The sequence below is a fragment of the Streptomyces spongiae genome (assembly GCF_009377185.1).
Classification (GTDB): Bacteria; Actinomycetota; Actinomycetes; order Streptomycetales; family Streptomycetaceae; genus Streptomyces; species Streptomyces spongiae.
Genome location: NZ_VJZC01000239.1, coordinates 1 through 14,054 on the forward strand (window position 1 = coordinate 1; position 14,054 = coordinate 14,054).

The following is a 14,054-nucleotide window of genomic DNA, read 5'->3' on the forward strand; positions in this document are numbered from 1 at the left end:
GTGATGGGACGGGTAGGGGCGGCGGGGGCGGATTCACTCCACGCCGATCAGCAGCAGCGCCCCCTGTCGCCCGCCCCCATACACCACCGTGTCCACCGCCAGGTACGACTCCCGTACGCGGGACTCCAGGTGGTCCGCGATGGCGGCCGGGGCCTCGTCGCCCAGTACCAGCGTGACCATCTCGCCGCCGGCGGACAGCATGCGGTTGAGGACTGTTTCCGCCGTGGTCGTGACGTCGGAGCCGATGACGGCGACGTCACCGTCGATGAGACCGAGGACGTCGCCGGCCTGGCAGATGCCGGCCATGGTCCAGGACTCGCGCTCGGCGATGACGACCTCGGCGTAACGCGTGGCGCCCGCCGCGGACGTCATGGAGACGACGTCCTCGTCGAAGCGGCGGTCCGGCTCGTGGACGGCGAGCGCGGCGATGCCCTGGACCGCGGACCGCGTGGGGATCAGGGCCACGCGGACGCCCTCCGCCCGCGCCTGCTCGGCCGCCGCGGCGGCCGTGTGCCGCAGGTCCGCGTCGTTCGGCAACAGCACCACCTCGCGCGCGTGGGCACGTCGTACGGCCTCCACCAGTTCCCCGCTGGCGGGGGGCTCCCCGGGGCGGGCCAGGACCGTCGTCGCCCCGGCCTCGGTGTACAGCCCGGCCAGCCCCTCCCCCGGCACGACCGCCACCACCGCGCGCGGGGCCCGCTCGCGCGGCGGCCGCCCGGGCGCCATGTGCGCGTCCTCCGCCCCGAAGTGCGTGATCCTGATCCGGTACGGCCGCCCGGCCTCGACACCCGCCTCCACGGCGGCACCGGCGTCGTCGACGTGCACGTGGACGTTCCACAGCCCGTCGCCGCCGACCACGACCAGCGAGTCCCCCAGCGCGTCCAGCCGTTCCCTGAGCCGCGCCACGGCCGCGTCGTCCGCCTCCAGCAGGTAGATGACCTCGTAGGCGGGCCCGCCCTCCTCGCACCCGTCGCCGTGCACGCGCGCGTGCACGTCCTCCGCCCCCACGACCGGGGCCGAGACCGGGGCCGAGGCCGGAGCCGCCTGCGATACGGCGCCCTGCTTCGGCGCCTCCCCCGTGAACGTCTGCACCAGCGCCGCCAGAACCGCCACCAGCCCGCGCCCGCCCGCGTCCACGACCCCCGCGCGCTGCAGGACGGCCAGTTGCCCCGGCGTCGCCGCGAGGGCCGCCCGTGCGCCCTCGTACGCCGCCCGGGCGACCGCCCCGCAGTCCCCCTCGGCTCCGCCCGCCGCGTCGGCCGCGGCGGAGGCGACCGAGAGGACCGTGCCCTCGACGGGGTGGGCGACCGCCTCGCGGGCGGAGTCCGCCGCGTGCCGCAGCGCGATCCTCAGGCCCGGGCCGTCGGTGTGGGCGGCCTCACCGTCGGCGGCCAGCACCTGCGCCATGCCCCGCAGCAACTGCGCGAGGATCGTTCCCGAGTTCCCCCGGGCCCCGATCAGCGCGCCGTGTGCCATGGCCCGGACGGCCTCGGCGAGCAAGGGGGTGCCCGAGCCGTCCTCGGCTCCGTGGCCCGCCGCCTCGTGCCCGGCGAACACCGCCTCGACCGCCGCCACGGCCGACTCCACGGTCAGGTACAGGTTCGTCCCGGTGTCGCCGTCGGCCACCGGATAGACGTTGATCGCGTCGATCTCCTCGCGGGCCCGCCCCAGTGCCTCCAGCGCGAGCCCGCACCAGGTACGCACCGCGAGAGCGTCCAATGTCTGCGGCACCTGCGGCACCTGCGCCTCCTCGAGCTGCTGGGCTGCTGGACGTGGGACGCAGCGTAGACCCAGAGGTGGTGTGAGCTGGAAGAGGGCCGGGGACGGACCCCGGACCGACCATGGTAGTTTCGTTGTACGGGAGCAGTCGTTGTATGCTGCTCCGGTTGCCCGATCCTGATCGGGCTCTCCCCCTGGCAACGCCACTCAGATCTCTGATTGTGGATCCTGATCGATCGCTGATCTTGATCCCGGCATGCCGGGATCAACCGTAAGTGCATCTGAAGTCTTTGGAGTGACCCGTGGCTGCCAACTGCGACGTCTGCGGCAAGGGGCCGGGCTTCGGCAACAACATCTCGCACTCGCACCGCCGTACGTCCCGCCGCTGGAACCCGAACATCCAGCGTGTGCGTACCGTGGTGGGCGGGACGCCGAAGCGCGTGAACGCTTGCACCTCGTGCATCAAGGCCGGCAAGGTCTCGCGCTGACGCTCAGCTAGCGCGCGGCCGCTGTCTGGTTCGCTGCACGAAGCCGGTCCACCGAGTGTGGACCGGCTTTTTGGTGTTCCCGGACGTCCTGATATGTCCTGCACCGAAGCAGCTACCTCCTGAACCGCCATCCGTGATCCACGGGCCCGATCCCGCCCCCGAGCGCGAACCCTTCGGCGATCGCCCCCGTCACGTACTCCTTGGCCGCCGCCGCCGCCTCCGGCACGCTCTGCCCCTTCGCGAGCCCGCAGGCGATCGCGGACGCCAGCGTGCATCCCGTGCCGTGGGTGTGCCGGTTGTCGTGGCGTGGGGCGCGCAGCCAGTGCTCCTCGGAGCCGTCCGTCAGCAGGTCCACGGCCTCCCCGGGCAGATGGCCGCCCTTGATCAGCACCCACGCCGGACCGTACGCCAGGACGGCCGCCGCGGCCCGCCTGAGGCCGTCCTCCGACTCGACCCGGACGCCCGTGAGTTGGGCGACCTCGTCCAGGTTCGGCGTCGCCACCGTCGCGACCGGCAGCAGCTTCGTGCGGACGGAGTCCAGCGCGGTGGCCGCCAGCAGCGCGTCCCCGTGCTTCGACACCCCCACCGGGTCGACGACTGCCGGGGCGTCCGTACCGCCGATCAACTCGGCCACCGCCTCGACGAGTTCGGCCGAGGCCAGCATGCCGGTCTTGACCGCGCTCACGCCGATGTCGTCGACGACGCTGCGGTACTGGGCCCGCACCGCCTCCACGGGCAGCTCCCAAGCGCCCTGCACACCGAGGGAGTTCTGGGCGGTGACGGCCGTGATCACGCTCATGCCGTGGGTGCCCAGGGCGAGCATCGTCTTGAGGTCGGCCTGGATACCGGCCCCGCCCCCGGAGTCGGAGCCGGCGACCGTCAGCACGCGTGGCAGTGCACGAGTCGCGCTCACTGTTCTATGTCCCCTCTATGTCCCCGAAGTGGTCCCAGCCGCCCTTTCTCGTCCATGGTGCCCCGTCGACGGTCACGTGGGGCAGCGCCGAGGGGTTGAGCACCTCGCCGATCACCTTCCAGCGGGCGGGCAGCTTTACGTCGGGCGGGAAGGTCGCCACGATCGCGTGGTCCTCTCCCCCGGTCAGCACCCACTGGATGGGGTCGACGCCGACGGCCTGCCCGATGTCGTTCATCTGGGTCGGGATGTCGATCGCGCCCGAGCGGACGTCGATCCTGACCTTGCTCGCCTCCGCGATGTGCCCCAGGTCGGCGATCAGTCCGTCGCTCACGTCGCACATCGCGGTCGCGCCCAGCCCGGCCGCCGCGGGTCCCGCGTGGTACGGCGGCTCGGGGCGCCGGTGGGCCTCCACGAAGGCGCGGGGCGAGCGGAACCCGCGCGACAGCACGGCGTGCCCGGCGGCGGACCAGCCGAGCCAGCCGGTCACGGCCACCACGTCGCCGGGCTGCGCGCCGGCCCGGGTCACGGGCTCCTGGTTGCGCAGGTCGCCGAGCGCGGTGATCGAGACCATGATCGTGTCGCCGCGTACGACGTCACCGCCGACCACGGCCGCGCCCGCGACCTGGCACTCGTCGCGCAGCCCATCCATCAGCTCGGACGGCCAGGTCGCCGGGAGCTCGGCGGGAACGACCAGCCCGAGCAGCAGCGCGGTGGGGACGGCGCCCATGGCCGCGATGTCGGCGAGGTTCTGCGCCGCCGCCTTGCGCCCGACGTCGTACGCCGTGGACCAGTCGCGGCGGAAGTGCCGCCCCTCCAGGAGGATGTCGGTGCTCGCCACGACCCTGCGGTCGGGTGCGGCCACCACCGCGGCGTCGTCGCCGGGGCCCACCCGGACCGCCGGGGTAGTGGTGAGCCGCGAGGTGAGCTCCCTGATGAGCCCGAACTCCCCCAGCTCGCCCACGGTTCCCTTCACCGTGTCTCACCTGGTCCTTTCAACGATCGTCGCCCGTTCGCCGGCGGGCATGCCCCTCGGTACGGTCAGGTCGACCGTCAACCAGTGTCGTGCGTGCGCCCCGATGTGCGCGCCACAGCCCCCATGGGTCTCCCCGCAGTGAGCGGCGACGCGATACCGTGGCGTTCCTTTTCCCCACATGATCCTCGTGGCCGCCCTGGAGGTTCCGTGGTACAGGCGTACATTCTGATCCAGACGGAGGTCGGCAAGGCGTCGACCGTCGCCGATACGATCAGCAAGATCCCTGGAGTCATCCAGGCCGAGGACGTGACAGGACCCTATGACGTGATCGTGCGCGCGCAGTCCGAGACGGTCGATGACCTCGGCCGCATGGTGGTCGCGAAAGTCCAGCAAGTGGACGGCATCACCCGCACCCTGACCTGCCCCGTCGTGCACCTCTAGCCCCCGTCTACCCTGTGGCCGGTGAACATCTTCCGTCACCGGCACCGCACCCTTGTCGGGTTGCCCGTCCTGGCCCTGCTGATCGTCGCCGCGGGCTGTTCCTCGAGCGACGACAGCGGCTCAGCCGCGGTTCCCAGCCCGGGCGCCAAGGTCACCGGGCTGTGCCGAAACCTGGACGAGGCGCTGCCGGACAAGGTGGACGGCCTGAGCCGCGAGGATCCCGAGCCCCGGTCGACGCTGACCGCGGGCTGGGGAGGCTCGGCGATCATACTGCGCTGCGGTGTCGAGCAGCCGCCCAAGATGGTCGACCCCAAGGTGGCGAAGGGCACCGACCCGGACGCGGTGGCCGGCGGCGTGAACGGCGTGGACTGGCTGATGGAGAAACGGGACGACGGTTCATACCGCTTCACCTGCGCGAATCGCTCCGCGTACGTGGAGGTCAGCGTGGTCAAGGGGCGCGACAGCTCGGGGGCGCTCATTGACTTGGCGGGGGCCGTCAAGAAGGCGATTCCGGAGGGCATCGCCGACTGAGGGCTCGGCTGGGTGAGTCGATTGAGCGCCGTTGCGGGACGGTCGTCGGACGGCTGCGGGTCCGTTGTGGCTGGTCGCGCAGTTCCCCGCGCCCCTTACGGGGCGCTCACCGGAGTCCCGTAGACCTCCGCAACGCCGCCTCCACCAACCGCTCCACCAGCTCCGGATAGCTGATCCCGCTCGCCTGCCACATCGCCGGGTACATGGAGATCGGCGTGAACCCGGGCAGCGTGTTGATCTCGTTGATCACGAACTCACCGTCCTCGCCGAGGAAGAAGTCCGCGCGGACCAGCCCCTCGCAGGAGGCGGCCTCGAACGCGTCCACCGCGAGTCGCTGGACCTCGGCGGTCTGCTCGTCGGTGAGCGGGGCGGGCACGATGCCGGGCGTCGAGTCGATGTACTTGGCCTCGAAGTCGTAGTACGCGTGCGTCTCGGGCGGCGGGATCTCCGCGGGCACCGAGGCGCGCGGGCCGTCCTCGAACTCCAGGACCCCGCACTCGATCTCGCGGCCGCGCACCGCCGCCTCGACGAGGATCTTGGGGTCGTGCTGCTGGGCCGTCGCGATCGCCTCGTCGAGGCCGGACAGGTCGTCGACCTTGGTGATCCCGATCGAGGACCCCGCGCGGGCCGGCTTCACGAAGAGCGGCCAGCCGTGCTCCCCGGCGAAGTCGATGATCTTCTTGCGGGCGACGGACTCGTCGCGCTCCCACTCGCGCGGCCGGATCACCACGTACGGGCCGACCTTGAGCCCGAAGGAGGTGAACACCCGCTTCATGTACTCCTTGTCCTGGCCGACGGCCGAGGCGAGGACGCCCGAACCGACGTACGGGACCCCGGAGAGCTCCAGGAGGCCCTGGAGGGTGCCGTCCTCGCCGTACGGGCCGTGCAGCACGGGGAAGACGACGTCGACCTCGCCCAGCGCCTTGGGGACCGATCCGGGCTCGCTGTAGACGACTTCGCGGTTCGCCGGGTCGACGGGGAGGATCACCCCGCCCTCGGCGGACTCGGCGAGCTGCTCCACGCTGGGCGTACGGCGTTCGGTGATCGCCATGCGGTCCGGGTCGTCGGCGGTGAGCACCCAGCGGCCGTCCCGGGTGATGCCGATCGGCAGGACGTCGTACTTCGTCCGGTCGATGGCGCGCAGGACGGCGCCGGCGGTGACCATGGAGATCCCGTGCTCGGAGCTGCGGCCGCCGAAGACGACGGCCACGCGCGGCTTGCGAGGCGGCTGGCCAGGGCTCTGGGGGAGGTTCTCGGTGCTCATATCGGGTTGAGCGTACCCGTAGGTAGCGCGCCAAGTCAGTGCCCCACCGGCCCATCGCGCGGCGAGTTCCCCCGGTCGTCGCCCAGTGTCGTACGAACGGCCGCGGAGCGTCGTACCTCAGTGGCGCTCCGGCTTGGCGCTGCGCGACATCAGTTCCTTGAGGGCGACGACGGGCGGCTTGCCCTCGTGGACGATGCCGACGACGGTCTCGGTGATGGGCATGTCGATGCCATGGCGGCGTGCCAAGTCCAGTACGGACTCACAGGACTTGACGCCCTCGGCGGTCTGCTTGGTGACCGCGATGGTCTCCTGGAGGGTCATGCCCTTGCCGAGGTTGGTGCCGAAGGTGTGGTTGCGGGACAGGGGCGAGGAGCAGGTGGCCACCAGGTCGCCGAGTCCGGCGAGGCCGGAGAACGTCAGCGGCTCGGCGCCCATCGCCAGGCCCAGCCGGGTGGTCTCGGCGAGTCCGCGCGTGATGAGCGAGCCCTTGGCGTTGTCGCCGAGGCCCATGCCGTCCGCGATGCCGACGGCGAGGCCGATGACGTTCTTCACGGCACCGCCGAGCTCGCAGCCGACCACGTCGGTGTTGGTGTACGGGCGGAAGTACGGCGTGTGGCAGGCGGCCTGGATGCGCTTGGCGACGGCCTCGTCGGTGCAGGCGACCACGGAGGCGGCCGGCATGCGGGCGGCGATCTCACGGGCGAGGTTGGGCCCGGTGACCACGGCGACGCGGTCCTGGCCGACCTTGGCGACGTCCTCGATGACCTCGCTCATCCGCATGGCGGAACCGAGTTCGACACCCTTCATGAGGGAGACGAGGACGGTGTCCCGCGCCAGCAGCGGCACCCATTCGGCGAGGTTGGCGCGCAGGGTCTGCGAGGGGACGGCGAGGACGGTGAAGTCGGCTTCGGCGGCGGCCTCGGCGGGGTCCGTGGTGGCCCGCAGGTTCGCCGGGAGCTCGACGCCGGGCAGGTAGTCGGCATTGGTCCGGGTGGAGTTGACCGTGTCCGCGAGCTGCGCGCGCCGTCCCCACAGGACGACGTCGCATCCCGCGTCGGCGAGCACCATCCCGAACGCCGTGCCCCACGAACCGGTGCCGAAGACGGCCGCCTTGACCGGCTTGCTCACGTGCTCTGCTCCTCTTCCTGTCCCTGCTTGCCCATGACGTGGTGCTCGGCCTGCTCCGGGTGCGTGGCCCGGCGGCGCTGCTCGATGCGCACCTGCTTCGGGTCGTACGGCGTCTCGGGTGCCTTCTCACCGCGGATGGTCTCGAGTTGCGCGGTGACGGCGGCCATGATGACCTCGGTGGCCTCCTTCAGGAGCTCCGGGGTCATCTCCTTGTCGTAGAAGCGCGAGAGGTCCACCGGCGGGCCCGCCAGCACCTGGTGGGTCTTGCGCGGAAGGAGGTCGGGCTTCTTGGCGTACGGCGCCAGCAGCAGGTTGGCTCCCCACTGGGCCACCGGGATCACCGGGCACCTGGTCTGCAGGGCGACCCGCGCGGCGCCGGTCTTGCCGGTCATGGGCCACAGGTGGGGGTCGCGGGTGAGGGTGCCCTCGGGGTAGAACGCGACGCATTCCCCGCGCTCGACGGCCGCGATCGCGGCACGGAAGGCGCTCAGCGCGTCGGTGCTCTCGCGGTAGACGGGGATCTGTCCGGTGCCGCGCATCGCGGCACCCACGAATCCCTTCTTGAAAAGCCCGCTCTTCGCGAGGAATCGGGGAACGCGCCCGGTGTTGTACTGAAAGTGCGCGTACGCGAAGGGGTCCACGTGAGAATTGTGGTTCACCACGGTGATAAATCCGCCGTCGGCCGGAATGTTCTCCATTCCGCGCCAGTCCCGCTTGAGCAGAACCACCAGCGGCGGTTTGCAGAGGACCGCTGCGAAGCGGTACCAGAAGCCGATTCTGCGGCGGGGCACGCGGACACCTTCCTCTAGAACCTTGGGCCGGGGCCCGGGGAGCCGCACAAGTGTGACCCCAAGCCGACGGTCTGTCGAGAACACCGTACGCCGCGCCGAGCGCGCCGCTTGTAAAGGCCGGGTGAGAATGGCCGCGGCAGACAACGGGCCAGGCGGAGGCCGACGACAGGGCCTCGGCCCGGTGAGGGAGGAGCGGAGCGCACGTGCAGTGGACCCTGGTCGTGCCCCTGAAGCCGCTGGCGCGGGCCAAGAGCAGGCTCTCGGACGCCGCCGACGACGCGGTGCGCCCGGGGCTGGCGCTCGCGTTCGCGCAGGACACGGTGGCCGCGGCGCTCGCCTGTCCCGCCGTCCGGGATGTGGCGGTCGTCACCGACGACGAACTGGCGGGCCGCGAGTTGGCCGCGCTGGGGGCCCGGATCGTCCCGGACAGCCCCGGAGCGGGCCTGAACGCCGCTCTGGCGCATGCGGAGGCCGTCGTTCGCACAGCAGAGCCCGAACGGCCCGTGGCAGCCCTGAACGCCGATCTGCCGGCTCTGCGTCCCGCGGAATTGGCCCGGGTCCTGGACGCCGCCGCGGAATTCCCGCGCGCTTTCCTCGCGGACGCCGCTACGACGGGTACGACGCTGCTGGCCGCTGGCCCCGGTGCGGAATTACTCCCGGCCTTCGGCACCGATTCCCGCACCCGCCATCGTGCCTCCGGGGCCGTGGAACTCCTGCTCGACGCGGTGGATTCCGTACGCCAGGACGTGGACACCGGCGACGACCTGCGGGCGGCGCTGACGCTGGGGGTGGGTCCCCGTACGGCCGCCGCGGCCGCGCGGCTCCTGATACCCGGACAGTAGGCTGCGCCTCATGCAGGCGACCGCGTACACGTACGATCCCGACACCCGCAGCGGCCAGGTGCTGCTAGACGACGGCACCCCGGTGCCCTTCGACGCCCCGGCGTTCGACGCGGGCGGCCTGCGGCTGCTGCGGCCCGGCCAGCGCGTGCGCATCGAGACGGAGGGCGAGGGCGACACCCGCCGGATCACCCTGGTGACCCTGCAGACCCTCTGAGACACGCCGGCTCGGCTTTTCCGGGAGCTCGCGCGTTTCCTGGGAGCCCCTGTTTTTCCGGGAGCGCCGGGTCTCTTCCGGGAGCGTGGGTTCCCTTCCGGGAGCGCCGGATCTCTTCCGGGACCGCCGGTTCCCATCCGGAGGCCCTGGCTCTCCTCCCTGGCTCTCCTGGACCGCCGGTTCCCTTCCGGGAGCTCCCGCTCTTTTCCGGGCCGCCGCGTACCCAAACACGCCGCGGGCCGGGCTCCCCGTGGGAGTCCGGCCCGGCGCGTGAGTGTCTGCGTCCCGGCTTACCTGCGGGTGGTTGCCTTCTTGGCGGTGGTCTTGCGCGCCGTCGTCTTCTTGGCGGGCGCCTTCTTGGCCGTCGCCTTCTTCGCCGGGGCCTTCTTCGCCGTCGCCTTCTTGGCGGTGGTCTTCTTGGCCGCCGCCTTCTTCGCGGCCGCCGTCGTCTTGGCGGGGGCCTTCTTCGCAGCCGCCTTCTTCGTCGCGGCCGTGACCTTCTTGGCGGGCGCCTTCTTCGCGGCCGCCTTCTTCGCGGTGGTCTTCTTGGCCGCCGCCTTCTTGACCGTCGCGGAAACACCGCCGGTCAGGCTGCCCTTGGGCGCCTTCTTCACCGCGACCTCGCCGCCGCGCGGCAGCTTCTTCGTACCGCTCACCAGGTCCTTGAATCCCTGACCCGCGCGGAAGCGCGGCACGGAGGTCTTCTTGACCCGAACCCGCTCACCCGTCTGCGGGTTGCGGGCGTAACGGGCCGGACGATCAACCTTCTCGAACGAACCGAAACCGGTGACCGAGACCCGTTCACCGGCGACCGTCGCGCGGACGATGGCGTCCAGTACCGCGTCGACCGCGTCGGCGGCCTGCTGGCGGCCACCGAGCTTGTCCGCAATCGCTTCTACGAGCTGCGCCTTGTTCACGTCTTCCCCTTCGGAGACATTGCCAGAACGAAACTGTTCAAGCCTTTTCGCACGTTAGGCAGATATATACCGCAAATCAAACACGAAACGGGCTAATCACCCTTGTGCCGCAGCGAACTAGGACTGTCGCGGAGTTCCTCAGTGGTCCTCTTCGGGGATCCGACCCTCGTCGAGGTCCTTCATGAAGCTCTCCAGACGCCTTGCCGCGTCGGCGAGGTCGTGCTTGGCCGCGGCCGTAATGACCAGCAGCTTCCGGGTCAGCGCCATCCGTACGCCCTCCGGGACTTGCGATGCGCGCACCCTTGCGTGCGCTTCCTTGAGTTGGTCCGCGACTGCCGTATAGAGCTCGAGTTGGCCGTCGTGTTCCATGCACAGATTGTGCCATCTGGGGCGAGTTGTCGCCTGCGGAGGGGGCAACTGCCGTCTCCCAGCGGCCTTCCAGGCACCTCGGAACCCCGCGGCACCGGGACTCGGGTACCCCGCCAAACTCCCTTGTAACCAGGGGAGTTGCCATGCCTCCCTGGCCTGCTCGAACCCCTGCCGGGGGCAGATACAGCTGTACCCCCAACCGTCCACGATTGGGGGTACAGAGGGGTGTTGCGGTGGCTGGAATCGGCCTTGTGCCGAAGCCGGTGGACCCTGCTATGAGGCCCCGGGCGCCCTCCTGCGGGGCGCCCGCACCGGTATCGGCCCGGCCCAGGGGGCCTCAGATCTTGAGCGTCTGCGGCTTGTACGCGGGACGCTTCGCCTCGTACGCGGCGATGTCGGCCTCGTTCTGGAGCGTGATGGAGATGTCGTCCAGCCCGTTCAGCAGCCGCCAGCGGGAGTTCTCGTCCAGCTCGAAGGAGGCGGTGACGCCCTCGGCACGCACCTCACGCGCCTCGAGGTCCACCGTGACCTCAGCCGTCGCGTCCTTCTCCGTGAGCTCCCACAGCGCGTCCACGATCTTCTGCTCCAGGACGACCGTGAGCAGACCGTTCTTGAGCGAGTTGCCGCGGAAGATGTCGGCGAAGCGGGAGGAGATCACGGCCTTGAAGCCGTAGTTCTGCAGCGCCCACACGGCGTGCTCGCGCGAGGAGCCCGTACCGAAGTCGGGACCGGCGACCAGAACGGTGGCACCCTCCCGCTCGGGCCGGTTGAGCACGAACTGCGGGTCCTTGCGCCAGGCCTCGAACAGCCCGTCCTCGAACCCGTCCCGGGTCACCTTCTTGAGCCAGTGGGCGGGGATGATCTGGTCGGTGTCGACGTTGCTGCGGCGCAGCGGGACGGCCCGGCCGGTGTGCGTGGTGAATGCTTCCATGGCTCTCAGACTCCAGCGGGCGTACGGGTGTCGGCGTCGGACAGGTCGGCGGGGGACGCCAGGTGGCCCAGGACGGCCGTCGCGGCGGCGACCTGCGGCGAGACCAGGTGTGTACGGCCACCCTTGCCCTGCCTGCCCTCGAAGTTGCGGTTGGAGGTGGACGCGGAGCGCTCACCGGGGGCCAGCTGGTCGGGGTTCATGCCCAGACACATGGAGCAGCCCGCGTGCCGCCACTCGGCACCGGCCTCCTTGAAGACGCGGTCCAGGCCCTCGTCGACGGCCTGCAGACCCACGCGCGCGGAACCGGGGACGACCAGCATCCGCAGGCCGTCGGCGATTTTGCGGCCCTCGACGATCGCCGCGGCGGCACGCAGGTCCTCGATACGACCGTTGGTGCAGGAACCTACGAAGACGGTGTCCACCTTGATGGAACGCAGCGGCTGACCGGCCTCCAACCCCATGTACTCCAGGGCCTTTTCGGCGGCGAAGCGCTCCGAGGCGTCCTCGTACGAAGCGGGGTCGGGGACGGACGCCGAAAGCGGCGCGCCCTGACCGGGGTTGGTGCCCCAGGTGACGAACGGCGACAGCGCGTCGGCATCGATGACGACCTCGGCGTCGAACTCGGCGCCGTCGTCGGTGCGCAGCGTCTTCCAGTACTCGACGGCGGCGTCCCAGTCGGCACCCTCGGGGGCGTGCGGACGGCCCTTGAGGTACGCGAAGGTGGTCTCGTCGGGGGCGATCATGCCCGCGCGGGCGCCGGCCTCGATCGACATGTTGCAGATGGTCATGCGGGCCTCCATCGAGAGCTTCTCGATGGCGGAGCCGCGGTACTCCAGGATGTAGCCCTGGCCGCCGCCCGTACCGATCTTCGCGATGATCGCGAGGATCAGGTCCTTGGCGGTGACACCCTCGGGCAGCTCGCCGTCGACGGTGATCGCCATGGTCTTCGGGCGGGACATGGGCAGCGTCTGCGTGGCCAGCACGTGCTCCACCTGGGAGGTGCCGATACCGAACGCCAGCGCGCCGAAGGCGCCGTGCGTGGAGGTGTGGGAGTCACCGCACACGACCGTCGTGCCGGGCTGGGTCAGGCCCAGCTGGGGGCCGACGACGTGTACGACGCCCTGCTCGACGTCGCCCAGCGGGTGCAGCCGGACGCCGAAGTCGGCGCAGTTCTTGCGCAGCGTCTCCAGCTGGACCCGGGAGACCGGGTCGGCGATGGGCTTGTCGATGTCGAGGGTCGGGGTGTTGTGGTCCTCGGTCGCGATGGTGAGGTCGAGGCGGCGCACGGTGCGGTCGCTCTTGCGGAGGCCGTCGAAGGCCTGGGGGCTGGTCACCTCGTGCAGCAGGTGCAGATCGATGAAGAGGAGGTCGGGCTCGCCCTCGGCGCGCCGGACGACATGGTCGTCCCAGACCTTCTCCGCGAGTGTCCTACCCATCGCTTTCCCTCCGGCCGGCCTGTCCGGCGCCGGCTCAACTAGAGATCTTGGGGTGGCAACGCCCGCGTCCCCCTGGCCTGTGGGCGTGTGCCGCCGGGCCCGTTGGTCGGCGGGCCACTGTGACTTCCCAGAGTGGCGCGTTCCACCGAAAATTGAACTTGCGTTTCACAGAGTGAGACGCGAGTATCGTTTCATGGACAACAGTAGCGGCGTCGGCGTTCTGGACAAGGCAGCCCTTGTCCTGAGCGCTCTGGAGTCCGGTCCGGCCACCCTCGCGGGCCTGGTCGCGGCGACCGGACTGGCACGACCCACGGCCCATCGGCTGGCCGTGGCGCTGGAACACCACCGCATGGTGGCACGTGACATGCAGGGCCGTTTCATCCTCGGCCCGCGCCTGGCCGAGCTGGCCGCGGCGGCGGGCGAGGACCGCCTCCTCGCGACCGCCGGACCGGTGCTCACCCACCTCCGTGACATCACGGGCGAGAGCGCGCAGCTCTACCGCCGTCAGGGCGACATGCGCATCTGCGTCGCCGCGGCGGAGCGTCTGTCCGGACTTCGGGACACGGTCCCGGTCGGCTCGACGCTCACGATGAAGGCGGGCTCCTCGGCCCAGATCCTGATGGCGTGGGAGGAGCCGGAGCGTCTGCACCGCGGTCTGCAGGGCGCCCGCTTCACGGCGACGGCCCTGTCGGGCGTACGGCGCCGGGGCTGGGCCCAGTCGATCGGCGAGCGCGAGCCGGGCGTCGCGTCCGTCTCCGCTCCCGTCCGCGGCCCCTCCAACCGAGTGGTGGCCGCCGTCTCGGTCTCCGGTCCCATCGAGCGCCTGACCCGCCACCCGGGCCGTATGCACGCGCAGGCGGTCATCGACGCCGCCGCCCGCCTCTCCGAGGCCCTCCGCCGCACCGGCGGCTGACGCGACGCTCGCACGTCAACCACCTCTCCCCTACACCACCCGAAAAGGGCCGGCCTCAACGCCGCGGCAGGCCCTGTCGGGGCGGCGACACCCCGGGTTCTTCAGGGGGGTGGGGAACTGCACGCTCTTAAGGGGCGCGGGGAACTTCGCGACAAGCCACGACGAGCCCGCACACCCCCCACAC

16 protein-coding genes are annotated in these 14,054 nt (G+C 70.9%); 6 read left to right on the forward strand and 10 right to left on the reverse strand.

Annotated features, from left to right (window positions below; translation table 11 throughout):
- Window positions 1–33: 33 nt before the first annotated feature.
- Window positions 34–1,740: a DAK2 domain-containing protein gene (locus FNH08_RS27415; RefSeq protein WP_322725505.1), complete on the reverse strand. Its 1,707-nt coding sequence runs from the start codon at window positions 1,738–1,740 to the stop codon at window positions 34–36.
- A 281-nt stretch (window positions 1,741–2,021) separates the two neighbouring features.
- Here FNH08_RS27415 and rpmB point away from each other — a divergent pair, with 281 nt between their 5' ends.
- Window positions 2,022–2,207 carry a 50S ribosomal protein L28 gene (gene rpmB / locus FNH08_RS27420; RefSeq protein WP_003993230.1) on the forward strand — a complete coding sequence of 62 codons (186 nt, stop codon included), beginning with the start codon at window positions 2,022–2,024 and terminating at the stop codon, window positions 2,205–2,207.
- Between the two features lie 112 nt (window positions 2,208–2,319).
- Here the strand turns inward: rpmB and thiD are convergent, their stop codons facing one another.
- Both thiD and FNH08_RS27430 read right to left on the reverse strand, forming a co-directional pair.
- Window positions 2,320–3,120 (reverse strand): bifunctional hydroxymethylpyrimidine kinase/phosphomethylpyrimidine kinase, encoded by an 801-nt coding sequence (gene thiD / locus FNH08_RS27425; RefSeq protein ID WP_322725506.1) that lies wholly within the window; start codon window positions 3,118–3,120, stop codon window positions 2,320–2,322.
- A gap of 4 nt (window positions 3,121–3,124) precedes the next feature.
- Window positions 3,125–4,093 (reverse strand): thiamine-phosphate kinase, encoded by a 969-nt coding sequence (locus FNH08_RS27430; protein ID WP_322725507.1) that lies wholly within the window; start codon window positions 4,091–4,093, stop codon window positions 3,125–3,127.
- Between the two features lie 207 nt (window positions 4,094–4,300).
- Here FNH08_RS27430 and FNH08_RS27435 point away from each other — a divergent pair, with 207 nt between their 5' ends.
- On the forward strand, window positions 4,301–4,534 hold the full coding sequence (locus tag FNH08_RS27435) for an Lrp/AsnC family transcriptional regulator (RefSeq protein WP_322725509.1): 234 nt from the start codon (window positions 4,301–4,303) through the stop codon (window positions 4,532–4,534).
- A 21-nt stretch (window positions 4,535–4,555) separates the two neighbouring features.
- Entirely contained in the window at window positions 4,556–5,065 is a 510-nt protein-coding gene (locus tag FNH08_RS27440) for a DUF3515 domain-containing protein (protein ID WP_322725511.1), read from the forward strand.
- A 106-nt stretch (window positions 5,066–5,171) separates the two neighbouring features.
- Here the strand turns inward: FNH08_RS27440 and FNH08_RS27445 are convergent, their stop codons facing one another.
- The 3 genes from FNH08_RS27445 to FNH08_RS27455 form a co-directional block, all read right to left on the reverse strand.
- Entirely contained in the window at window positions 5,172–6,329 is a 1,158-nt protein-coding gene (locus tag FNH08_RS27445; protein ID WP_152774212.1) for a D-alanine--D-alanine ligase family protein, read from the reverse strand.
- Window positions 6,330–6,446: 117 nt separating this feature from the next.
- Window positions 6,447–7,457, reverse strand: coding sequence for an NAD(P)H-dependent glycerol-3-phosphate dehydrogenase (locus FNH08_RS27450; RefSeq protein ID WP_322725512.1), 1,011 nt, complete (start codon window positions 7,455–7,457; stop codon window positions 6,447–6,449).
- Window positions 7,454–8,248, reverse strand: a complete 795-nt coding sequence (locus FNH08_RS27455; RefSeq protein ID WP_322725513.1) for a lysophospholipid acyltransferase family protein — start codon at window positions 8,246–8,248, stop codon at window positions 7,454–7,456. The genes FNH08_RS27450 and FNH08_RS27455 overlap by 4 nt, the downstream gene beginning before the upstream one ends.
- Window positions 8,249–8,451: 203 nt before the next feature.
- Here FNH08_RS27455 and cofC point away from each other — a divergent pair, with 203 nt between their 5' ends.
- Together cofC and FNH08_RS27465 are read left to right on the forward strand one after the other, a co-directional pair.
- The gene (cofC, locus tag FNH08_RS27460; RefSeq protein WP_322725515.1) at window positions 8,452–9,090 is read left to right on the forward strand and encodes a 2-phospho-L-lactate guanylyltransferase; all 639 of its coding nucleotides are present in this window, start codon (window positions 8,452–8,454) and stop codon (window positions 9,088–9,090) included.
- Between the two features lie 10 nt (window positions 9,091–9,100).
- Entirely contained in the window at window positions 9,101–9,304 is a 204-nt protein-coding gene (locus FNH08_RS27465; protein WP_152774213.1) for a hypothetical protein, read from the forward strand.
- A 290-nt stretch (window positions 9,305–9,594) separates the two neighbouring features.
- On the opposite strand, the gene FNH08_RS27470 is transcribed toward FNH08_RS27465, so the two are convergent.
- From FNH08_RS27470 to leuC, 4 genes are all read right to left on the reverse strand, one after another.
- Complete coding sequence (locus tag FNH08_RS27470; RefSeq protein WP_322725516.1) at window positions 9,595–10,221, reverse strand: HU family DNA-binding protein; 627 nt, start codon at window positions 10,219–10,221, stop codon at window positions 9,595–9,597.
- Between the two features lie 138 nt (window positions 10,222–10,359).
- Window positions 10,360–10,590 carry an SCO5555 family protein gene (locus FNH08_RS27475; RefSeq protein ID WP_152774214.1) on the reverse strand — a complete coding sequence of 77 codons (231 nt, stop codon included), beginning with the start codon at window positions 10,588–10,590 and terminating at the stop codon, window positions 10,360–10,362.
- Between the two features lie 337 nt (window positions 10,591–10,927).
- Window positions 10,928–11,521, reverse strand: coding sequence for a 3-isopropylmalate dehydratase small subunit (gene leuD / locus FNH08_RS27480; protein WP_152774215.1), 594 nt, complete (start codon window positions 11,519–11,521; stop codon window positions 10,928–10,930).
- A 5-nt stretch (window positions 11,522–11,526) separates the two neighbouring features.
- On the reverse strand, window positions 11,527–12,957 hold the full coding sequence (leuC, locus tag FNH08_RS27485) for a 3-isopropylmalate dehydratase large subunit (protein WP_152774216.1): 1,431 nt from the start codon (window positions 12,955–12,957) through the stop codon (window positions 11,527–11,529).
- A gap of 193 nt (window positions 12,958–13,150) precedes the next feature.
- Between leuC and ndgR the strand changes: the two genes are divergently transcribed.
- Entirely contained in the window at window positions 13,151–13,870 is a 720-nt protein-coding gene (gene ndgR / locus FNH08_RS27490) for an IclR family transcriptional regulator NdgR (protein WP_152774217.1), read from the forward strand.
- The last annotated feature ends 184 nt before the right edge of the window (window positions 13,871–14,054 follow it).

Bases quoted from the DNA above. Each gene is read 5' to 3' on its own strand.
- leuC (WP_152774216.1), bottom strand. From the start codon at position 12,957: ATGGGTAGGACACTCGCGGAGAAGGTCTGGGACGACCATGTCGTCCGG.
- FNH08_RS27465 (WP_152774213.1), top strand. From the start codon at position 9,101: ATGCAGGCGACCGCGTACACGTACGATCCCGACACCCGCAGCGGCCAG.
- ndgR (WP_152774217.1), top strand. From the start codon at position 13,151: ATGGACAACAGTAGCGGCGTCGGCGTTCTGGACAAGGCAGCCCTTGTC.
- FNH08_RS27475 (WP_152774214.1), bottom strand. From the start codon at position 10,590: ATGGAACACGACGGCCAACTCGAGCTCTATACGGCAGTCGCGGACCAA.
- FNH08_RS27445 (WP_152774212.1), bottom strand. From the start codon at position 6,329: ATGAGCACCGAGAACCTCCCCCAGAGCCCTGGCCAGCCGCCTCGCAAG.
- leuD (WP_152774215.1), bottom strand. From the start codon at position 11,521: ATGGAAGCATTCACCACGCACACCGGCCGGGCCGTCCCGCTGCGCCGC.